We start from the raw sequence: 20,848 nt of genomic DNA, 5'->3' as shown, positions 1-20,848 counted from the left end.
TTTATTTGGTTTTTAGTTTATGAATTTCATTTTGTAATTCCTGAATTTGCAGAGAAATAAGATCGTTGTTTTTTTCTTGCTTTTTTAAAAGATCAATTTCTTTATTTTGCTTAATAATATACAAGGTAAGTTCTTCAATTTTCTGGAGCAATTTCGCATTCATCTCCCCTAAAGAGATTCCATTTTCTAAAGCTTCTTCTTCATTTGGAATATTTTCTAAATGACCTTTTTCTTTGATATGTTTTTCTACTTCTTCAAGAGTTGGCAAATTATAATTGTTTTTAAAAACATAATCCGGCCAGCCTGTAACATCTACTTTAACTTCTTTTGCATGAATTGTTCCGTTTACGTCAAGTTTATTTTGAGGAGAATTTATACCAATACCAACATTTCCTAAATTATATGATAAATTTGTACCACTATTTTGCCAATTAGTAGCTGATTGCGTCAATAATCCTGAATAAGGCGATGTAGCTTCCGGATGAATAAAAAACAGCTCCGACAGACCAACATTTCCTCCTTGGCCGTTATAAAATGTAAATTTTAACTTGCTGTAAACACCACCAACTGGAATCTTCACTGAAAAATTATAATTTCCATAATCAACATTTGAATAATCAGCTATCACCCTCCATACATTTACCCCGTTATACGTATCGTAGCCTTCAATCTTAAATCTGCTTGCCGGTAAGTAACGTGTCGTCCATCCAACCCATGCTCCTGATTGTGTATGATATCCTGATAGACCTTCGATAAGAATAACTTTTGGAGTTGCTGGGGTAACTCCTGCCATATAATAAGGATTCATACTTCCATCAAACAATCCCGGCAAATTAATTGCTGGTCCCTCTTGAGTCACTGTATAACGAGTTACGGAATTAAATAAAATGTTATGCTCCCAGCCAACAGGTGTTAAATTTGTTGAGAATGTTTGACAATTGATAATTTGACATACTAATAAAGCCAAAAGAGCTAAGATTTTTTTCATAATTAGATTTTAAATTTAAAATCAAATATAAGATATTACCTCATAATTTGAATTAAAATTTAACAATTAATAATAACTTTAAATGATAGAAATGGAAAATTAAAAGACATAAAATCAAAGTAAAAAATGAGAGAAAAACTAACAATTTATATTAAAAATAAAAGATTTAATTTTAACAATCTATTACATCAATTTTACTAGATTTGTTAAAAAATTACAGCTAAAAATAATGTGTGAAATATTATTTTTTAAATGAATTTATTATATTTTTCCATCCATAAAAAAGAATATTATGTTAAAAAAAATTGTTGTCTTGATGATCATAATTTGCACTGCCTGCCAGACAACTAAAATTAAAAATGACCACTATAAATTCTCCTCTTCTGTTGTCGAATTAGGAAGTATTGGAACATCAAAATTATCATACACCGAAAATATATTTGAGCCAAAAGGTTTACCAAAACTGGAAAATAATATTCGTATAGAAATTGGAGTCGTTCCCTATAATCGAAAATTAAATAAAATCTATAAATCGAAAGCCAAATACAATCAGAATCAAACCAAAGTTGCTTTTATAGATAGTCTACCTATCAAACCTGAATTAGTAACTATTAAAATTTTAGATATTGCAGGTTTAGTTCAGGAAATCAATGCCGATTATAATGCTAATATTTTAAAACTATTAACAGATACTCAAAACCTGAAGATTATTTCAAGCCTTGCAGTAAGTCTACCTGTTGAAGAAATTGCTAAAATCAGGCAATCAGATGCTTTTTATTTAACAAATAATCAGTACAAAAAATATACAATTTCTTTATTCAAAGGCGGAAAAAAAACAGATACTATAGACATCAATCCCGAAACAATTGTTGCATATCAGGTAAGTTCTTTCTGCTGGGTTAAATCCATTAAAGGAACTTGGAATGTCGCTGATATTGTAAACGAAAAAAACAGCTGTTCTGGAATCACAAAACGCAAAATAACTGAAAAGAAAAACAACAAAGATTTGTTTGACATGTAGTTTCTTTTCAGCGTTTACTAATTATATTAATGTCTATTCTTAAATATCATGCATAAAATTTCATTTAAATATTTTCTATTTCTAGCTCTTCTAACTTTTATTTCTTGCGAAGAAATATTAATGGTTGATGATATCTCTAAAAAAGAAGTATCATTAACAGCCCCGGCAAACAATGCAGCTTTATCTTCAACAGGTATTACATTTTCATGGGAGGCCGTTGAAGGTGCTGATAAATATCAATTACAAATTGCAATTCCAACTTTTGACGCCCCGCAGCAAATAATACTTGACACTTTGGTCACAAAAAACTCTTATACACAGCAATTAAATATTGGAAAATATGAATGGCGCATAAGAGCGGTTAACAGCGCATATGAAACTGCATACTTCAAAAGAAGTTTTGAAATTTTAAATAATGATGATTTTCAAAATAATACTGTTGTGTTATTAACGCCAAGCAACAATTTAATTACAAAAACTGCTTTACAAAAATTATCCTGGGATGCTATTATTGGTGCGACAAACTATCAACTTCAAGTTTTAGATGAAAACAACACTTTGGTAAAAGAACAAAATTCAGCATCAACATTTTTTAATTTTACCTTTGATGAGGGTAAATACAACTGGAAAGTAAGAGCCAGTAACGGAACTGTACAAACCCTTTATACTTCAAGATCAATTTTAGTAGACACTAAAGCACCTAATACTCCAATTCTGTCTACTCCAACAAATGCAAGTACTACAACTAGTAAAAGCATAGATTTTCAATGGAACAGAACTCCTGTTTCTGGAAGCGCAGAAAGAGACAGTATTTATGTTTATACTGAAAGCGCATTGACCAATTTAAACTTTAAAGACCGAGGTACCAGTCCTTATAATAAAACCATGACTGCCGGAACATATTATTGGTTTGTAAAATCATTTGATGAAGCTGGAAATCAAAGTACAAGAAGTGTAGTTTTTAATTTTACTATAAATTAAAACTTATATAAAATTATTCTTCTCTATTTAAAATAGATAAAATACAGTTATTATAATAGAAAAAAGCAACTATAAAATAAAACAAAAGAAATGAACAAAAAACTAAAAAATATTTGTCTGTTAATATTATTTGTTCCCATATACATTAATGCACAGGTGTCAACAACGCCTTTAGCTGGTGATTACAAAATCATTGATATGGGTTGGAATGGTGGAGGCGATTACACTCGAAATTTAATCTTACTGCATGAAATGTACAACGGTACATTAATAAATATGAATAACGCAATAGGTACAATTACAGCGCTTAGAGGGACTGCATCAGCCGGTAATAGAATAAACATACTCGAAGTTAACTCTTCATCATCTTACAACAGTACTACTGCTTCTATAAAATCAATTGATAATTATAGTTATTGGACTTTAAAAACCTGTATTTACAATGGAAAAAAGTATTTAGCCGTCGACGTACCTTATTCAGCTGCCTATCACAATTGGGGTTTTAAATTTTCTGGCTGGACAAAGTCAACCGGTGAAAACATGAAATCTGTAGCGTATCAAATAAATGGAGCCCCTGTAAATACAGATGTCCTTTCCAATATTGAAGATTTTACACCTAATTTAAGTGAAACTCATTCTGTAGGTAATTTTCTTGTAATGGGTAATAATGTGGGTATTGGCACAATGCTTCCTGACGAAAAACTGACAGTAAAAGGAAAAATTCACACACAAGAAATTCGTGTTGATATGCTTGGACCATTAGTTCCCGATTATGTTTTTGAAAATGATTATAAGCTTAAAACTTTAGAAGAAGTTGAAAATTATATCAAAGAGAACAAACATTTACCTGAAATTCCTTCTGCACAGGAAATCGAGAAAAATGGTTTAATGCTGGCTGAAATGAACATGACTTTATTAAAGAAAATGGAAGAAATGACACTTTATATGATTGAGCAAAATAAAAAAATTAAAAATCTTGAAAAGAAAATCGAAACAATCCTAACTAAATAATCCTTAAAATGAAAAGAAAATTACTTCTAGTATTTGCTGCTTTATTTTTTATTAAACTTTCTGCTAAATCAAATAATTTATTTTATACGACAGAATATGAAAGCAGTGTTACTTTCCCTGCAGGATATGTTGTAGGTGATTATATTGAATTCTTAAGTGTAAATCCAGCTTCCGCAGGAGCCAGTGGTTATTATCAAATCTCGATAAATTATACGAGGGGTAATGTTGCTTCGGCAGCGACTCATATTGCTTCAATATCTCATTCTAATCCTGCATTGTGGAGAGAAGCAGGGAGAGTAAATAATAACCCTTATGTAGGATCTGGGGTTAATTTTACTATTGATTGTAACACACAATATGCAAACCCACGATTTAGAATAAGAGCAATAAATACCTTAGGAATAAACACTCCTATTACTGTTTATATCAAGGTAACAGCTTTAAACACAAATGGTACTTTTACTGCTTTAAATACTACTGGAAACGATACAACAGTTTCTAAATTCGTTCCAATGACTTCTGATTGGGATTTATATGTCGGAAATGTTTTTATTGCAGACGGGGCAACTCTTGCCATAAAAGCCATACAAAATGGTAATGTGGGAATTGGAACAGCAAATCCAGATGAAAAATTAACCGTAAAAGGAAAAATCCATACACAAGAAGTTCGTGTTGATATGCTTGGACCGTTAGTACCTGATTACGTTTTTGAAAATGATTATAAAATTAAAACTTTAGAAGAAGTTGAAAATTATATTAAAGAGAACAAACATTTACCTGAAGTTCCTTCTGCACAGGAAATTGAAAAAAATGGTTTAATGCTGGCAGAAATGAATATGACTTTGCTTAAAAAAATAGAAGAAATGACACTCTACATGATTGAGATGAAAAAGGAAAATGAAGAAATGAAAAAAGACATATCAATATTAAAACAATCAAATAAATAACATGAAAAAACTACTAACTAGCGTTATACTTTTAATCTCTATAATTTCTTACGGGCAGGTTTCCGGTAATTTTGTAGTAAATGGTGATCTCGACAAATTTTATCCTGTAAAATTTATTGATGGTGGATGGGGAAATAATGTTCCAACTAATCTAATTTTAGGCAGAAGTAGTGTTCATACTAATGCATCATGGAGAGGGTCGTTAATGGCTACATTTAATTTTCATACTACTGCTTGGGGAAATGGTTCTAATTTTATTGATGCTGATGTTAAACCTCTTATAATTACCGGCAGTAGTCCATTAATAGCTGGATGGCAAGATATTACAGCGGCCTCTGGAAATAAAGAAATTATAATCTGGATTAGAGGTGGCGCAACTACTTATTATTATCAATCTAATTATGCTGTAAATCCTGTTGTGTATGATGAGGTTCAAAATCCACTTCCTTTTAATATAACCAACGGAGGACAGTTAACTTTTAAAACTGCAGTTGATGCTTACGCAACAACAACTGGTACTTATCAAAGTCGAAATGCATATTTTACTTCGAATGTTGGTATTGGAACTTTAACACCTGATGAAAAGCTAACAGTAAAAGGAAAAATCCACACACAAGAAGTTAAAATTGATTTGTTGGGAGCATTAGTTCCTGATTATGTTTTTGAAAATGATTACAAACTTATATCATTAGAAGAAATAGAAAATTATATTAAAGAAAATAAGCATTTACCTGAAATTCCATCAGCCCAAGAAATTGAAAAAAATGGTTTAATGCTGGCTGAAATGAATATGGCTTTGCTAAAGAAAATGGAAGAAATGACGCTTTATATGATTGAGCAAAATAAAAAAATAAATGAACTTGAAAAAGAGAATAAAAAGCTTGAAGATTTAGAAAACCGATTAATAAAAATAGAAACTAATTCAAAATAATAAGCATGAAAATCATTAAAAATATATCTGCAATACTCTTTATCTTATTCTCTACAATAGTGCATTCACAGACTTATTTTCCATCAAGAAACGTCGAAACAAATCTAGAATCTTTTTCTGGAGTAAATGGACAATGGGTTGCCGTTTCTCCAACAAATAATACACTAGGAGCAAATTATTATCAGGGATTAAATTTTGGTTTTGACGTTAATAATTATGCTAGTTTGGTAAACGGAATAGGAACAAATGAATTATATTTCGGAAGATGGTCAAGCCAATGGAAAGGATGGAATAAAATTTGGCACTCTGGAAATCTAAATAATTCCAGTACTGATTTCATCGCTAAGACTTTAAACACTACAAAAATAAATTTAAGCGTACCAGGCAGTGCAGAACAAATTGATGCTTTCACTATTGACGTAACTTCATTTGGAACAGCAGAAAACGCCTCACGAAGTAGTTTCTTTAGGGTTCGAGATATTGGAGCGAGTAATATGATTCCATTTATTATAAAAGGTAATGGAAATGTTGGTATTGGAACAATAACTCCTTCAAACAAACTTGATGTAAATGGAACAATTCATTCTAAAGAAGTAAAAGTTGATATGCTAGGCTGGTCTGATTTTGTGTTTAAAAAAGAATACAATTTGCCAACTCTTGAAGAAGTAGAAAAGCATATCAGTGAAAAAGGACACTTAAAAGATATTCCAAGTGAAGAAGAAGTTTTAAAAAATGGAATTAATCTAGGTGAAATGAATTCTAAACTACTCCAAAAAATTGAAGAATTGACTCTTTATATTATTGAGATTAAAAAGGAGAATGCAAAGCAAAATGAGAAACAAAACGAAGAAATAAAAAATCTTAAAAATATAATAGCATCAAAAAAATAATATGAAATTTAAATTAACTACAATAGTTTTAGTTATTTCTGGCTTCATTACATATGCACAGCAAATTGGAGACGGACATGCCCCGGCAACTATAGCAGATTTTTCAGCACCACTCAAATCTGGTATTTATAATGGATTAAACACAACAACGTCAGGTATGGCTCCTGATAACAGCAATGTATGGCAGCATTTGTTTGCTGCAAGACATATTAGTACTATAAACAATTATCAACTTCAAATAGCTTCTTCTTTTGCCATAAATGATCGTTTATTTTTTAGAAAAATTGTCGCTGGTGATTTATCCTCTACAAATACAAATTGGGTTGAATTAGCGACAAGAGGATTAAATACTTTTAATGGAAATCAAATTATAAATGGTAATGTAGGAATTGGTATTTCTGTTCCTTCATCAACTCTTGAAGTTAAAACACCTGCAATTGCTGGATCTGAAACATTACTAAAATTGAGTGTAAGTGATGCTAACCAAGATTACATAAGGATTAGTAATGGTACGAATACTGATAATCAATTTATGCCTACTATACAAGGATATCGTATTAGCGACAGTAGATCAATACTTTACTTAACCGCTACCACAGAATCTAACATGGATATTGGAACAGATCCTCTTATGACATTTGATTCACGAACAGCTGCTGCCTCTATAATTACAAGACCATTATTTGCATGGGACTCTTATGGTAATAGAAAAATGATCTTAACATCAAATGGCAGTTTAGGAATTGGTACTTTAACAACAGGAACACATAAACTGGCGGTAGAAGGATCTATTGGAGCAAGAGAAATAAAAGTTCAGGCAACAGGTTGGTCTGATTTTGTTTTCAAAAAAGAATATAATCTGCCAACACTTGAAGAAGTTGAAAAACATATTGCTGAAAAAGGCCATCTAAAAGATATCCCAAACGAAGAAGAAGTTTTAAAAAATGGGATTAATCTGGGAGAAATGAATTCTAAATTGCTTCAGAAAATTGAAGAATTGACACTTTATTCTATTCAACAAAATAAAAAAATTGAAGACCAGGCAAAAGAAATTGAAGCATTAAAAACTTTAGTTTTGCGCATAGAGAAAATAGAAAAAGAATTAGGTCAAAAATAAATCATTAATGAAAAACAAAAAAAACATATACGTTCTTTTACCACTCGTTTTATTTGTTTGGGGTGCTGTTTTATTTCAGGTATTTTCATTTACAAATTCAAATGAAATAATCCCTGAAAACAATCCCGAGTTTAATTTTAAACCTTTAAAAATTAATAAAAGAGAATCATTTGCCATTAATGTAAATTATAGAGATCCTTTTTTAGGAAAAATGTATAATCCTGAAACTGTTTCCTCTGCAAAAACAACTAAAACTAAAACTGCAAAAGTAATCAAGCAACCAGATCCATTGGTTTGGCCTAATATTATTTATAAAGGCTTAATTACTGACACAAAAGGCAAAAGCAAAATCTATATGCTTATTATTGACGGTAAAAATTACTATATGAAAATTGGCGATACAGAAAATGAAATTTTTCTAAAAGACGGCAACAAAGAATCTGTATATGTTAAATACAAAGGAAACCTTAACCTTATAATGCTCCAAGATTGAAATTAAAACTTAAATCTGGTGCTTTACAGTTTACAGTTTTTATTGCTGTATTAATTGCTTTGCTTCTGGCTGGTCTTGTTTTATATGCATATACATTTATATACATGAAAGAGCAGTCAAAAGGAGCCATTGAAAATATCCAGATTGCTGATATAGGAATGCAATCACTTTTAGAACAAAAGGAATTAAATACTGATACGGTCACAAGCGATTTCATAAAAAAAGAAAATCAAACTATAAAAACCCATTTATCACAATGGGGAGTATTTCAAAAAGGAATTACAATAACACAATTCCGAAAGAAGAAATTTACTAAAACTGCTATAATTGGTTCGCTTATTACAGCAGATAAATCTCCTACTTTGTTTTTGCAGGAGACACATAATGCGTTGACTGTAGTAGGAAGTACTAAAATTCGAGGAATTGCTTATCTGCCAACGCAAAGTGTAAACTCAGGATATATAGCAGGAAACAGTTATTATGGCACACAATTAATTTATGGACGTATTGAAAAAAGTACTTCTGAACTTCCAAAACCTGAAAAAGCTTTTCTTGATGCCGTAAATTTTTATCTAAAAGAATATAAAATAGATCGTCAGGAAGATTATATCAATCTTAATTCAGCTTTAAAAATTACAAATTCTTTTAAAGAAAAAACAAAAGGGTTTTATTCTCAAAATACCATAACACTTGAAAACAAAATTATATCTGGAAATATTATAATTAAATCAGAAACGGCTATTAAAGTTAGAAAAACTGCTTTGCTAAATGACTTAATCTTAATTGCGCCAATTATTGAAATTGAAGATGAAACAATTGGAAATTTTCAGGCTATTGCATCTAAAAAAATTACATTGGGCAAAAAATGTAATTTAAGCTATCCATCGGCTTTACTTCTATTTCAGGACAATAAAAATAACATTGCTAATAACTCAAATTATAATACTTTATCAGAAAATCAAATTTTTATAAGAGAAGGAAGTGTTTTAAAAGGATGTGTAACTTATATCCAAACAAAAGAAACATCCGATTTTCAGACTCAAATTGTTTTAGAAAAAGATTCAAAAATAAAAGGACAAGTATACTGCAATGGCAATTTTGAAATAAAAGGAACAGTTTCCGGATCGGTTTATACAAAGCAATTTGTAGCCAATCAGGCTGGATCTATTTTTATGAATCACGTTTATAATGCTACTATTGAAAACGAAACTGTACCAGCAATTTATGGAGGTATAATTTTAGAGCAACAACCTAAAACTGTTTTAAAATGGTTATACTAAAAAAAATAAAATCGGCTACATTGGTCGAAGCTATTGTAGCTACAGTTTTAGTAGTCATTATTTTCATTGTGGCAAGTTTAATATTAAACAATCTAGTGTTTAATACCTTCTCTAAAAACACCCATGGTATTGAAACCCGAATTAATGAACTTGAATATGAAGTTCAAAATAATACTATCAAATTACCCTATCAGGAAGAATATAAAAATTGGAATATCAGCATTGAATTGGAAGCTGTATCTGCAAAAAAGATGATTTCGATTTCAGCAGTAAATAACATTTCTAAAAAAGAAATTACAAAACAACAAGTAATATGGCTGCAAGAAAATTAAAATCGTTTACATTGTCAGAAATGATAGTAGTTATGATTATTACTGCTATCGTAGTTGGTATGGCATTTAGTGTTCTGCGAATTGTTCAAAAACAAATTCATACTATCCAAAACAATTTTGAAAAAACGAGTACTCTGGCGCTCTTCGAACAAAAACTTTGGCAGGATTTTAATGAACCACATAATATAATGTACGATAGCGATAAACAGTTATTAATAATGATTTCAGAAATTGATACGATAACTTATTCCTTTCAGGACAAATTTAGTATGCGAAATCGGGATACAATTAAATTGAAAATTGCTCCAAGAAAAGCTTTTTTCAAAGGTAAAGAAATAACCAACGGGCAAATAGACGCTTTATCAATATTTGCTGAAACAGAATTACCAGATTATCAGATTTTTGTTTCGAAAAAAAATGATTTAACCTTTTTTATGAATCAGGAAGATGGCCTTTAAAATAGAAAACACACCCAATAAAAAAGCTGTTCCATCTAAAAATGAGAATAGTATTGAAAGTCTGTTAAAAAAAGAAATCACTCTTTTTGGTGACAGTTTCAATAATAAAAAGAAACAGGCCTTTTATCTTGAACTTGCTGTTTTACTAAAAGCTGGAGTTAGTTTTAAAGAAGGATTATCGTTGATTATTGAGTCATTAAAGAAAAAAGCTGATAAAGATTTAATTCAGACAATTCTAAATGATGTAGTGAACGGAAAACCTTTTTCAGATGCTTTAATGACTTCAAAATCATTTACAGAATACGAATATTATTCTATTCAAATTGGAGAAGAAACAGGAACTACTGCACAGGTATGTGAAGAACTTGGTCGCTTTTTTGAACGCAAAAATGAACAAAAAAGAATTATCGTAGCTGCACTCGCCTACCCTTCTATTGTATTAAGTACAGCGGTTCTGGTTGTTATTTTTATGTTGAGTTATGTCGTACCTATGTTCCAGGATATCTTCAAACAAAACAATATGGAACTTCCTTTTTTGACACAGATGATTGTAAAATTATCCATCTGGACCAAAACATACGGACTCTATTTTTTCTTGGCAATAATTATTTTTATTTTTTCAACTCAGTTTTTTAAAGACAATTATAAGTACAAAAAAGCATTGCATTATTTTCTTATAAAAATTCCAGTTTTAGGGCCTTTTATGACAAAGGTTTATCTGGCACAATTTACTCAGGCAGTAACGCTACTTACAACTGCGAAAGTTCCTTTATTGAACAGTATTCAAATGGTCAAAAAAATGATTCGTTTTGTACCACTTCAGGAAGCTCTTGAACAAGTAGAGAATAGTATTTTAAAAGGAAATAGTTTAAGCGCAAGCTTAAAAAACACTCCTCTCTTCGATAATCGAATTATATCCTTAGTAAAAGTAGCCGAAGAAACCAATCAAACTGAATATGTTTTCAAACAACTAAGCGAACAATACAATCAGGAAGTGGTACAGCAGTCTAAAGTTATGACTACTGTTCTTGAACCCTTTATTATTCTTTTTGTTGGAGTTTTAGTAGCCGTTTTATTGGTTGCTATGTATTTACCAATGTTTCAGTTGAGCAGTGCGATTGGGTAAAAAATAAGCCAACTTAAAAAGACTTATCCGCATTAAACTCTGACAGTCAATTATTTAAATATTAATATAAATGATTTCTTATATTTAATTACAAATTATTAACATTTTTTTTATAAAATTGAAATTATAACAATTTTTTTGACAGAATTATTCATTAGTTTTGGAAAATAAAATGTAAATCAATTTCTAAATCAGCCAATGAAAAAAATTTTAATAACCAGTTTAATATTTATTTGTTTTTTTGCTTATAGTCAAAATAGAGTAGATATTCCTTCACCTCAAACTTACGATTTTATTAGGTACGGAAACATCCCTGTTTCGCAGTATACAGGCTCATTAAATCTCTCAGTACCTATATATAAATATTCTGATAATGATTTCTCTTTTGGAGTTGATATTAATTATAATTCATCTGGTTTCAAACCTAACAAACGCTCTAGTGCAGTTGGATTAGACTGGTACATAAATACTGGAGGAAGTATAACTCGTTCAATAGAAGGCTTACCTGATGATGTAATTGACCAATCGGTAAGTTGTAGTGGCTGTTTGGAAGTTATTACTTCCGGTTATTATGCATTAGCAAAACAAAAGGCCTTTCTTAATAGAAGCCTATCAACAAGTGATTATATTTTTCTACCAGATATAAAAATAAGGTATAATTCAAAAAATTATGAAACAAGTCCAGATATGTTCAATTTTAATTTTATGGGATATTCTGGAAAATTTTTCTTTGACATTAATGGAGAAGTTCATGTAATAGCAGATGGAAATTTCAAAGTTGATTTAACTAAATTTGCAGCCCAAAGATGTAATGCTGCTACACATGAATCTGAATTGGTCGATTCAGAAATTACAATTACTGACTCTAAAGGTTATGTTTATACTTTTGGAGGAACTAAAAAATATTTAGAATATTCAATAGGTTTGGATTTGGATCACGACTATGGGCTAGCGCCAAAAATTACATCATGGAATTTGCGAAAGGTTAAAGCTCCGAATGGAAGAGAACTTATTTATGAATACAAGAACTTCAACAATCCATCTGGAACCATTAGTGATACTCAACATTATTTATTTAATGCTGGAAACTGGTTCAATTTATCATATAACGAAACAAGTGGCCAAGGACTTGGAGGGCCTAGATCTGGAAGATATCATACTGCTACGAAAACCTCTTACCTTGAAAAGATTACTATTGATAAAACAACAATCAATTTTGCTTATGGGGAAAATGATTTTACTTTTTACGATGCAAGTGATTTAACCAGCATAGGGTTAAACCAACGATTCAATCAAAAAAACCTAAAACTTAATACAATACAAGTTAAATACGATACTCAAACAATAAAAGAGTTTAATTTTAAATATCAGAATTATTATAATAGGGTATTTTTAACAGATATTGAAGAAAAATTTGGAAATCCTTATAAATTCACTTATAAACAAAATCAAAGCCTACCTAATCCACTTACTAACAGTAAGGATTATTGGGGTTTTTGGAATGGTGGAAATGATACTGGTGAATTACAGCTTCCTACTTTTAACTTTAGCCAAAGTGGGGACATTGTATACACTTCAAATACACAAGAACCTAATTCTTATTCTAATACTGCAGTATTAACCTCTGTAACTTATCCCACAAAAGGGACATCTGAATTTGAATATGAACTACATACGTATTCAAAAAAATTAGAAAGAAAGTCTGACAATAACTTTTTTCCAAAATTATATGACTATGCGAATGTTCCACTTGCTGGAGGTGTTAGGGTTTCAAAAATTACAGATAATGACTCAAAAGGAAATATAAATAGTCGTGAATTTAAATATGTCCAAAATTATAATAATCCTACTCCAGGAATATCAAGTGGTATTGTGAATTTTTGGCCAAAATATGTAACCCGAATGACTTTTGTAAGACCAGCATCATCTGGTTGGATTGGCGTATTAGTTTATTATAGTTACTCGGCTTCTCAATGGAGAGTATACTCTCTTACAGGGAATAACATAGGCTATATGAATTATAATGATAATTATATTACTTATTCTGAAGTTGCAGAAGTGTATCAAAATGGTGGATTTAAAATTTCAAAATTTAATACCAATGTAACTAATCCTGATATAACCAACCTTCAATCAACAGAACTTAATACTTTTTTAGCGAATCCCGATAATAAATCACATGTTATGAATGCTCTTCGCTTTGATGATACTTCAATAGAAAGAGGCAAATTAAAAGAATTTAGTGTTTTTAATTCTAACAAGAAAAAAGTAAGCAGTACTTCTTATTTTTATAATGAAAATCCTAATCGTTTTAATCAATATAGTTCTGGTGATAACTGGGTAATGGATTTTAGTCATGGCTATAGAATATTCAGTTACCAATATAATATCTCTAAAAAAATTACAACAACATATGATAATGATGAGTTGAACCCGATCACGATTATTGATGAAACAGAATACAATCCTATCAATAATCTTGTTAGAAAAACTAAATCTACAAACAGCAAAGGACAAGAGTTCTCAACTTATTACAAATATCCATCAGATTATAATACAAATTTAAAATATATTGTTGATTGTGTCGCTTATAGAAAACAATGCGAAATAGATAATAAATATAAGTGCGGGACAGATCAAAACTGTTATAACGTTTGGTGTCAGTGTCAAACCGAAAACAACTACATCTTAAATGGTTTTGCTTATGTTTTAAAAGGAATGAATGACAATAACCTACAATTTCCTATAGAAGTAAAACAAACATTAAATGATGGAACGGAAAAAGTTATTTCATCTTCATTAACAGAGTATGCATATGATAATACCAATATCGTAAAATCAAAAATATATAATCTTGAAAGATCAAATACAGCTTTTGTAGACTCATATTTAAAAGAAAACAAGCCTGTTCTTGACTTTACAAAATCAGTTAATTATTTTGAAGATGTAATTTTCAAAAGCTATTACTCAAATGGAAATTTAAAAGAGGTTACTCAAAAAGACGGTACACCGACCGTATATATATGGGGATATAATCAAACAAAACCAATAGCAAAGATTGAAAATGCAAGCTCGGCTCAGGTAGATCCTTACATTACTACTATTCAAAATCTTTCAAATGGATCTGACGAACAATTATTGATAACTGAACTTAATAAATTGAGGATAAATTTACCTGCTGCTATGGTAACTACCTATACCTACAAACCGCTTGTTGGTATAAGTAGTATTACGGACCCTAAAGGCTATATTACAACTTATGAATATGACGAACTCAATCGTCTTAAATTTGTAAAAGATAGAGATGGAAATATTATTTCTGAAAATATATATAAATATAAAAACTAATATAAGATGATAAATACATTAAGATTCTTACCAATACTATTGTTTTTTATAAGTACTACCTTAATTGCTCAGACCTCAGAAAATATAATAAAAACAGATTACACAGTTACACCTGAGATGGGATTACAAACTCTTATTGCTACTCAAAGTATTATTATAAAACCTAGTTCAACTATACAATTTGGAAGTAGTTTTGTTGCAAAAATTTCTTCAGATGCGTATACGGCATTAAATTTTAGTAATGAGAACTACATCTTTACTCGTAATTATAATAAAGCATTAAAAAATAGTTCTGAAATCTCTTCTAATAAAGACGTTGACGAAAGTATTATATATTTTGATGGCTTAGGTCGGCCAATGCAAGAAATCGCCATAAAGGCATCACCTTCATATAAAGATATTATAACTCATATAGGATATGACAATATTGGCAGAAATGATAAGAATTATTTGCCTTACACAGATATTTCAGAACCTACAGCATCTTATCGAAATAACGCAGCTACAAATACAAATAATTATTATGTTGCGAATTATCCTAGCGAGATTAATAGTGTCAATCCAAACCCATTTTCTCAAAAAGGATTTGAAAATTCGTCAGAAGACCGTATTTTACAATATTGCGCTCCGGGAGCAGATTGGGCATTGGGCAATGGTCATGAAATTAAGGTTGACTATCAAACAAATTTAGCAAATGAAGTAAAACTATATGGAATAACTCTAAATTTAGCCAATAATACATTCACTCCTTCATTATCCTTCGTTGGGTATTATGGAGTTGGACAACTATATAAGACTATCACAAAAAACGAAAACTGGATTAGTGGAAGCAACAATACTACAGAAGAATTTAAAGATAAGCAGGGCCATCTAATACTAAAAAAAACGTATGGAGTGTCAGTAGTAAATAACGTAGAGATTAATACCACACACGAAACATATTATATTTATGATGATTATGGTAATTTGAGCTTTATACTACCTCCAAAAGCAGATGGAGGTATTACTACTTCTATTTTAAATGATTTATGTTACCAATACAAATACGACACAAAAAACAGATTAGTAGAAAAAAAGCTGCCAGGGGCTCAATGGGAGTTTATAATATATGATAAGCTAGACCGTATCGTAGCGACAGGACCTGCTAATTCTCCTTTTTCAGATATTTCTGCAATTGGATGGCTTATTACCAAATATGATGCTTTTAATCGTCCAGTTTATACAGGCTGGATGAATTCTGTTGCTGCAAATACTTCGGGAAGAATTTCATTACAGACTGATCAAAATGATCCAAATCGTATTATCATTAATGAAACTAAACAACCAAATGGAACACTCGATGGTATAGAGGCTTATTATAGTAATTTAGTTACTCCAACTACTTTCAAACTTCTTTCTGTAAACTACTACGACAATTATATCTTTCCAAGTACGGCAATTTCAATACCAACTAGTATAGAGGGACAAAATGCTTTATCATCAAATCAGTTAAAGGGTCTTGCAACAGCTTTCTGGAAAAGAATATTGGTTACCAACAATTCAAATCTAGGAGAAACAAAGGCTATCTTTTACGACGAAAAAGCAAGGCCTATTCGGAATTATCTCAAAAACTACCTGGGGGGGTATACCTATACCGATAACAAACTTGAACCTTTTTCAGGACAACTACAATACAGCATTACCAAACACAAAAGGTTATCCTCTGATACAGAATTGACAACAAAAGAATCGTTTACTTATCTATCACAAGGACGTCTTCTGACACAGACTCATCAAATTAATAATGATGCAGCAGAACTTATTACGAATAATACATACGATGAGTTAGGAAACCTAATTTATAAAAAAATAGGAAATACTGTAGAATCACCTACACAAAAAGTAGATTATAAATACAACATACGTGGCTGGTTAACCAATATCAATGATATAAGTTCACTGAGTATAGTCGGTGATCCTAAAGATTTATTTGCTTTTAAAATTAATTATAATGGCATCGCAGATGTTACCAAAAAATTATATAACGGAAATATCAGTCAAACTTTCTGGTTAACAGATAATTTAGATAAAACCCTTAAAAATTATGTGTATACATATGACAATTTAAGTCGTTTAAAAAGCGCTACTGATAATACAGGTTTCTTTAACGAGAATGTTACCTATGATAAAAATGGAAATATTGTTACCTTAAAACGTACGGGACATTTAGTTAATAATGCCTCTATTAGTATTCCAACCAACTTTGGTCTAATGGATGATCTTAATTATACTTATGATGGTGGAAATCGCCTGCAGATGGTCTCAGATCTGGGAAGTAAAACCTTTGGTTTTAAGGATGATGTAATTGGTACAGGTGTCATTGATACTACTACTGACTATACCTACGATTCAAATGGAAATATGATTACTGATGCCAATAAAGGTATTACAGATATTGTCTATAATCATTTTAATCTCCCAACTAAAATAATCTTGCAAACAGGCAGCATTACATACCTTTATAATGCGGATGGTCAAAAATTGCAGAAAACAATTACCATCACCTCGCCACCTAGTGTTACAACAACCGATTATTTAGAGGGTTATCAGTATAAAAATTCTCTATTAAAATTTTTTCCAACTTCAGAAGGTTATGTAGAACCTGTTGGAAATTCATATAAATATATATTCCAGTATAAGGACCAATTAGGAAATGTACGTTTAAGTTATGACAAAACACTCGCTATACAAGAGGAAAATAACTTTTATGCTTTTGGATTAAAACAAGAAGGTTATAATAATATTAAAAAGTCCAGTAATGATGCACTAAACTATAAATACCAAAATCAAGAACGTCAAGAAGAACTAGGACTTACCTGGGATAGTTTTAAATGGAGAAATTATGATACTACTATAGCAAGATTTATGAATGCAGACCCTTTAAGCGAAAAATATGCATATCAATCACATTATAATTTTTCTGAAAACAGAGTAATTGATGGTGTAGAATTAGAAGGTCTGGAAGTTGTTTTATTGAAAGATTCAGCCCATAATCAGCCTGTAATTATGGCCGCCAATAGTGGGCAATATAAAGATGATCCGATAACAAAAACAATTCATGTTTTCGCCCACGGAAATCCTGCAGAATTTTATAATGATTATGGAAAAAAGGGAGAAACTACAATTAATTCGGGGGCTATTTTAAATAAAACCCTCAATCAAACAAGTAGCTTATGGAAAAATTCGAAAAGCAAAGAAGGATTTACTATAGTAATACACGCTTGTCGAACTGGCCGTTATACTCTCGACTCAAATGGAAATTTAACTGATCCTGTAGCCGCCAAAATTTCAGCTTCAAAAGAAATGATAGGGGTTTCTATAATTGCACCAGACGAAAGAGATGGTTTCTCTGCCAAAGGCAAAGAAATTGGACCACAAGTAACAAAAAATGTAAATTTCAATGGCGATTATGCCCTTCAAGATCGTGGTACTCATGGCTTTCAAACACGACAATTTGGTAATTGGAATACATTTATGTATGGGAGATTAATATATCAAACCAATGGACAAAACGTCCCAAAAAATAGAGTCGTTGTTGGGAAATTGTCAGAAGGAACTGTTGTAAATTAGTTAATATGTATAATAACTAATTTAAGAATTTATATCCTTAATATTCATCACTGGAATAGTATTTTAACAATTAAAAAAATAAATTATGAAATTAAAAATTGTGTATATTTTACTTCTTTCCTTTTTTTCATGTCAAAAGAATAAACATATACAAGATAATAAAGCTAACATTAATTCTGAAGAAGTCATTACGATCAATCAAATTACTACTATCAAAGATACTTTGGCTTATAATATTCGTAAAAAAGGAGATAGAGATTCTTATGATGAACTTTTTTATAGTATGATGGAGTCAACTAAAGAAGAAAGCACAGATAGTGTAATGGTTTATTCAAAAATAATGGCTGAAAAATACCACTATGAAAAAGCTTATTTCGATTATTTCCAAGCATTATGTAGGAAATATAACATAAGTTATGATTATGGTGATTATTCAACTCTTAATTTAAGCAAGATGGATAATACTGCGAAGAAAAAGGCAATATATTGGTTAAATAAGATGATTAAAAACAATTTAATTACTAAACAGCAATATGATTCAATTAAAAAATAACTTCACCCGCTTTGAGATGAGTTCAACTGAAAAGCTGCGCAAATGTCTCTGACTTTGCGCATTTTTTTGTTACTAGAAATTATAAGCGTATCAAAAGTCTCTAACTTTTCTTCCCTTTTTCTTGAAATGATAAAAACAAACAAGTTAAGTCTTATATTATTGTAGAAAAAGAATACAATGAAAGAAGGAAACCTTATCAGGGGTCGGCATTGCTAAATTTTATAATGTCTTCCCGCTCGTAATCGCACTCAAAGTCAATAAACAAAAAAGCCACTTCATAATAAAAGCGCTTTTTAATTTATATTAATCCTGCTTTATAAAAACCAATTCCTCATCATAATCAGCAATACTTACCAAAGCATTATAAATATACTTCGCTACCAAAGCACCACCTTCAAAATTAATTAAATCAATATCATCTTCTGGCGTATGATATTGCGGATGTCCGCCTGTGTGGAAACCTACTGCAGAAATCGAAGCTTTGTAAAAAGAAACATGATCAGATCCGCCAACATCGCCGGCGAATACAACAGGATTTAATCCGCTGTTTTGGCCTAGTTTTTTCATTAGGTCGACTCCGTTTGGGAAAGTTCCTGCTCCGCCCATATAGATTTGTTTTTCGGCATTTAATCTTCCTACCATATCCATATTCAGCATTACTTTTACGGCTTCTTTTTTTATCGGCAAATGATTTATGAAATATTTCGAACCCAATAATCCTTCTTCTTCTCCGCTAAAAGAAATAAAAATAATACTTCTTTTTGGTTTGATTTTCAACTTAGAAACTTCTTCCAAAATACATAACAAAGCCGAAACTCCAGATGCATTATCATCTGCTCCGTTATGAATCGCAATGGTATCTTTCTTTTTGCTTCCGGAACCAATTCCGCCCCAGCCCCAATGATCATAATGTGCGCCAATAACGATAAATTCGTTTTTGAGCTTTTCGTCAGATCCTTCAATATATCCTAAAACATTTTGGGTTGAAACACTATCTGATTTTGTTTTGTTGATTCCTTCTTTTACAAATACATTAAAAGGCTGATAATAGCTGCTGTTAAATTCCTTTAATCCGTACTTTTTAAAATATTTTTTGATGTAAGATGCTGCGTCATTATTTCCTTTTGTTCCAACCAAACGACCTTCTAATTTATCTGAAGAAAGATATTTATCGTGTTTATAAAATGTCTGAGGCAAGTTGCTTTTTTGAGCATTTGTAATAAAACTAAAAAGTAACAAACCGTAAACAAAGTTGATCTTTTGCAAAAATTTCATAATTAATTTCGTTGTCTAAAATGGTACACGGATGACACGGATTCGCTTCGCGAAAACGCTGATTAAAACGGATTTCTTTTTATAGTTTTTTATAATAAAAATCTGTGTCCATCCGCGCCTTTGCGAAGCAAATCCGTTTCATCCGTGTGCCAGCTCATTTAAGTTCAAAAATTTTATTCATTAAAATCCATTTTTCTCCTGATTTGGCTTGCGGCAATGCTTTTTGGAATTTCCACATTAGCGTTTCCCATTCCTGCACTTTTGGATTTTCGGCATCTTGTTTTGCTTTTTCTGTAAATGAGAAATCGTCATTGGCTTCGATAATCATAAACAAACGATCGCTAACATTGTAAATCTCTAAATTGATAATTCCAGAATCTTTGATACTTTTCTGAATTTCAGGCCAAACATTTTTATGATAATCGATATATTCTGCCATTAAATCCGGGTGGTTATTTAAGTCTAAGGCAAGACAGTATTTTTGCATA

Annotated in this window: 18 protein-coding genes; 15 read left to right on the top strand and 3 right to left on the bottom strand. The window is 30.7% G+C overall.

The window, feature by feature from the left end:
• Nucleotide 1: 1 nt before the first annotated feature.
• Nucleotides 2-988, bottom strand: coding sequence for a hypothetical protein (locus tag BUE10_RS17070; protein ID WP_073487026.1), 987 nt, complete (start codon nucleotides 986-988; stop codon nucleotides 2-4).
• 292 nt (nucleotides 989-1,280) lie between these two features.
• Between BUE10_RS17070 and BUE10_RS17065 the strand changes: the two genes are divergently transcribed.
• From BUE10_RS17065 to BUE10_RS16995, 15 genes are all read left to right on the top strand, one after another.
• Nucleotides 1,281-2,009, top strand: a complete 729-nt coding sequence (locus tag BUE10_RS17065; RefSeq protein WP_073487024.1) for a hypothetical protein — start codon at nucleotides 1,281-1,283, stop codon at nucleotides 2,007-2,009.
• Between the two features lie 48 nt (nucleotides 2,010-2,057).
• Nucleotides 2,058-2,990 (top strand): phage tail protein, encoded by a 933-nt coding sequence (locus tag BUE10_RS17060; protein WP_073487022.1) that lies wholly within the window; start codon nucleotides 2,058-2,060, stop codon nucleotides 2,988-2,990.
• Nucleotides 2,991-3,080: 90 nt separating this feature from the next.
• On the top strand, nucleotides 3,081-4,001 hold the full coding sequence (locus BUE10_RS17055) for a tail fiber protein (protein WP_143055995.1): 921 nt from the start codon (nucleotides 3,081-3,083) through the stop codon (nucleotides 3,999-4,001).
• Between the two features lie 8 nt (nucleotides 4,002-4,009).
• A complete protein-coding gene (locus BUE10_RS17050) occupies nucleotides 4,010-4,948 on the top strand; it encodes a tail fiber protein (RefSeq protein WP_073487019.1) in 939 nt (312 codons plus the stop codon).
• Between the two features lies 1 nt (nucleotide 4,949).
• A complete protein-coding gene (locus BUE10_RS17045; protein WP_073487017.1) occupies nucleotides 4,950-5,879 on the top strand; it encodes a tail fiber protein in 930 nt (309 codons plus the stop codon).
• Between the two features lie 5 nt (nucleotides 5,880-5,884).
• Nucleotides 5,885-6,769 (top strand): hypothetical protein, encoded by an 885-nt coding sequence (locus tag BUE10_RS17040; protein WP_143055996.1) that lies wholly within the window; start codon nucleotides 5,885-5,887, stop codon nucleotides 6,767-6,769.
• A 1-nt stretch (nucleotide 6,770) separates the two neighbouring features.
• The gene (locus BUE10_RS17035) at nucleotides 6,771-7,886 is read left to right on the top strand and encodes a hypothetical protein (protein ID WP_073487014.1); all 1,116 of its coding nucleotides are present in this window, start codon (nucleotides 6,771-6,773) and stop codon (nucleotides 7,884-7,886) included.
• A 7-nt stretch (nucleotides 7,887-7,893) separates the two neighbouring features.
• Nucleotides 7,894-8,379: a hypothetical protein gene (locus BUE10_RS17030; protein WP_073487012.1), complete on the top strand. Its 486-nt coding sequence runs from the start codon at nucleotides 7,894-7,896 to the stop codon at nucleotides 8,377-8,379.
• Nucleotides 8,376-9,659: a hypothetical protein gene (locus tag BUE10_RS17025; protein ID WP_073487010.1), complete on the top strand. Its 1,284-nt coding sequence runs from the start codon at nucleotides 8,376-8,378 to the stop codon at nucleotides 9,657-9,659. The genes BUE10_RS17030 and BUE10_RS17025 overlap by 4 nt, the downstream gene beginning before the upstream one ends.
• On the top strand, nucleotides 9,647-9,991 hold the full coding sequence (locus BUE10_RS17020) for a hypothetical protein (RefSeq protein WP_073487008.1): 345 nt from the start codon (nucleotides 9,647-9,649) through the stop codon (nucleotides 9,989-9,991). The genes BUE10_RS17025 and BUE10_RS17020 overlap by 13 nt, the downstream gene beginning before the upstream one ends.
• Nucleotides 9,973-10,449 carry a PulJ/GspJ family protein gene (locus BUE10_RS17015; RefSeq protein WP_073487006.1) on the top strand — a complete coding sequence of 159 codons (477 nt, stop codon included), beginning with the start codon at nucleotides 9,973-9,975 and terminating at the stop codon, nucleotides 10,447-10,449. Before BUE10_RS17020 ends, BUE10_RS17015 begins: the two co-directional genes overlap by 19 nt.
• A complete protein-coding gene (locus BUE10_RS17010) occupies nucleotides 10,439-11,575 on the top strand; it encodes a type II secretion system F family protein (protein ID WP_073487004.1) in 1,137 nt (378 codons plus the stop codon). The genes BUE10_RS17015 and BUE10_RS17010 overlap by 11 nt, the downstream gene beginning before the upstream one ends.
• Nucleotides 11,576-11,773: 198 nt before the next feature.
• On the top strand, nucleotides 11,774-14,923 hold the full coding sequence (locus BUE10_RS17005) for an RHS repeat domain-containing protein (protein WP_073487003.1): 3,150 nt from the start codon (nucleotides 11,774-11,776) through the stop codon (nucleotides 14,921-14,923).
• A 6-nt stretch (nucleotides 14,924-14,929) separates the two neighbouring features.
• Nucleotides 14,930-18,532, top strand: coding sequence for a DUF6443 domain-containing protein (locus BUE10_RS17000; protein WP_073487001.1), 3,603 nt, complete (start codon nucleotides 14,930-14,932; stop codon nucleotides 18,530-18,532).
• 85 nt (nucleotides 18,533-18,617) lie between these two features.
• Complete coding sequence (locus tag BUE10_RS16995; RefSeq protein ID WP_073487000.1) at nucleotides 18,618-19,085, top strand: hypothetical protein; 468 nt, start codon at nucleotides 18,618-18,620, stop codon at nucleotides 19,083-19,085.
• Nucleotides 19,086-19,388: 303 nt separating this feature from the next.
• Here BUE10_RS16995 and BUE10_RS16990 read toward each other — a convergent pair whose 3' ends face one another.
• Both BUE10_RS16990 and BUE10_RS16985 read right to left on the bottom strand, forming a co-directional pair.
• Nucleotides 19,389-20,360 (bottom strand): M20/M25/M40 family metallo-hydrolase, encoded by a 972-nt coding sequence (locus BUE10_RS16990; RefSeq protein WP_073486998.1) that lies wholly within the window; start codon nucleotides 20,358-20,360, stop codon nucleotides 19,389-19,391.
• 154 nt (nucleotides 20,361-20,514) lie between these two features.
• On the bottom strand, nucleotides 20,515-20,847 hold the full coding sequence (locus tag BUE10_RS16985) for an L-rhamnose mutarotase (RefSeq protein ID WP_073486996.1): 333 nt from the start codon (nucleotides 20,845-20,847) through the stop codon (nucleotides 20,515-20,517).
• Nucleotide 20,848: the final 1 nt, after the last annotated feature.

This window comes from Flavobacterium sp. CF108, assembly GCF_900129795.1.
GTDB lineage: Bacteria > Bacteroidota > Bacteroidia > Flavobacteriales > Flavobacteriaceae > Flavobacterium.
Note: the sequence above shows the minus strand (reverse complement) of the source record. Positions and strands in the feature narration are given on the sequence as shown.

What these genes read in the sequence shown, in the direction of transcription:
- BUE10_RS17055 (WP_143055995.1), top strand. Translation starts at nt 3,081, where the DNA reads ATGAACAAAAAACTAAAAAATATTTGTCTGTTAATATTATTTGTTCCC.
- BUE10_RS17050 (WP_073487019.1), top strand. Translation starts at nt 4,010, where the DNA reads ATGAAAAGAAAATTACTTCTAGTATTTGCTGCTTTATTTTTTATTAAA.
- BUE10_RS17020 (WP_073487008.1), top strand. Translation starts at nt 9,647, where the DNA reads ATGGTTATACTAAAAAAAATAAAATCGGCTACATTGGTCGAAGCTATT.
- BUE10_RS16995 (WP_073487000.1), top strand. Translation starts at nt 18,618, where the DNA reads ATGAAATTAAAAATTGTGTATATTTTACTTCTTTCCTTTTTTTCATGT.
- BUE10_RS17010 (WP_073487004.1), top strand. Translation starts at nt 10,439, where the DNA reads ATGGCCTTTAAAATAGAAAACACACCCAATAAAAAAGCTGTTCCATCT.
- BUE10_RS17045 (WP_073487017.1), top strand. Translation starts at nt 4,950, where the DNA reads ATGAAAAAACTACTAACTAGCGTTATACTTTTAATCTCTATAATTTCT.
- BUE10_RS17015 (WP_073487006.1), top strand. Translation starts at nt 9,973, where the DNA reads ATGGCTGCAAGAAAATTAAAATCGTTTACATTGTCAGAAATGATAGTA.
- BUE10_RS17065 (WP_073487024.1), top strand. Translation starts at nt 1,281, where the DNA reads ATGTTAAAAAAAATTGTTGTCTTGATGATCATAATTTGCACTGCCTGC.
- BUE10_RS17035 (WP_073487014.1), top strand. Translation starts at nt 6,771, where the DNA reads ATGAAATTTAAATTAACTACAATAGTTTTAGTTATTTCTGGCTTCATT.
- BUE10_RS17040 (WP_143055996.1), top strand. Translation starts at nt 5,885, where the DNA reads ATGAAAATCATTAAAAATATATCTGCAATACTCTTTATCTTATTCTCT.
- BUE10_RS17000 (WP_073487001.1), top strand. Translation starts at nt 14,930, where the DNA reads ATGATAAATACATTAAGATTCTTACCAATACTATTGTTTTTTATAAGT.
- BUE10_RS17005 (WP_073487003.1), top strand. Translation starts at nt 11,774, where the DNA reads ATGAAAAAAATTTTAATAACCAGTTTAATATTTATTTGTTTTTTTGCT.
- BUE10_RS16985 (WP_073486996.1), bottom strand. Translation starts at nt 20,847, where the DNA reads ATGCAAAAATACTGTCTTGCCTTAGACTTAAATAACCACCCGGATTTA.
- BUE10_RS17030 (WP_073487012.1), top strand. Translation starts at nt 7,894, where the DNA reads ATGAAAAACAAAAAAAACATATACGTTCTTTTACCACTCGTTTTATTT.
- BUE10_RS16990 (WP_073486998.1), bottom strand. Translation starts at nt 20,360, where the DNA reads ATGAAATTTTTGCAAAAGATCAACTTTGTTTACGGTTTGTTACTTTTT.
- BUE10_RS17060 (WP_073487022.1), top strand. Translation starts at nt 2,058, where the DNA reads ATGCATAAAATTTCATTTAAATATTTTCTATTTCTAGCTCTTCTAACT.
- BUE10_RS17070 (WP_073487026.1), bottom strand. Translation starts at nt 988, where the DNA reads ATGAAAAAAATCTTAGCTCTTTTGGCTTTATTAGTATGTCAAATTATC.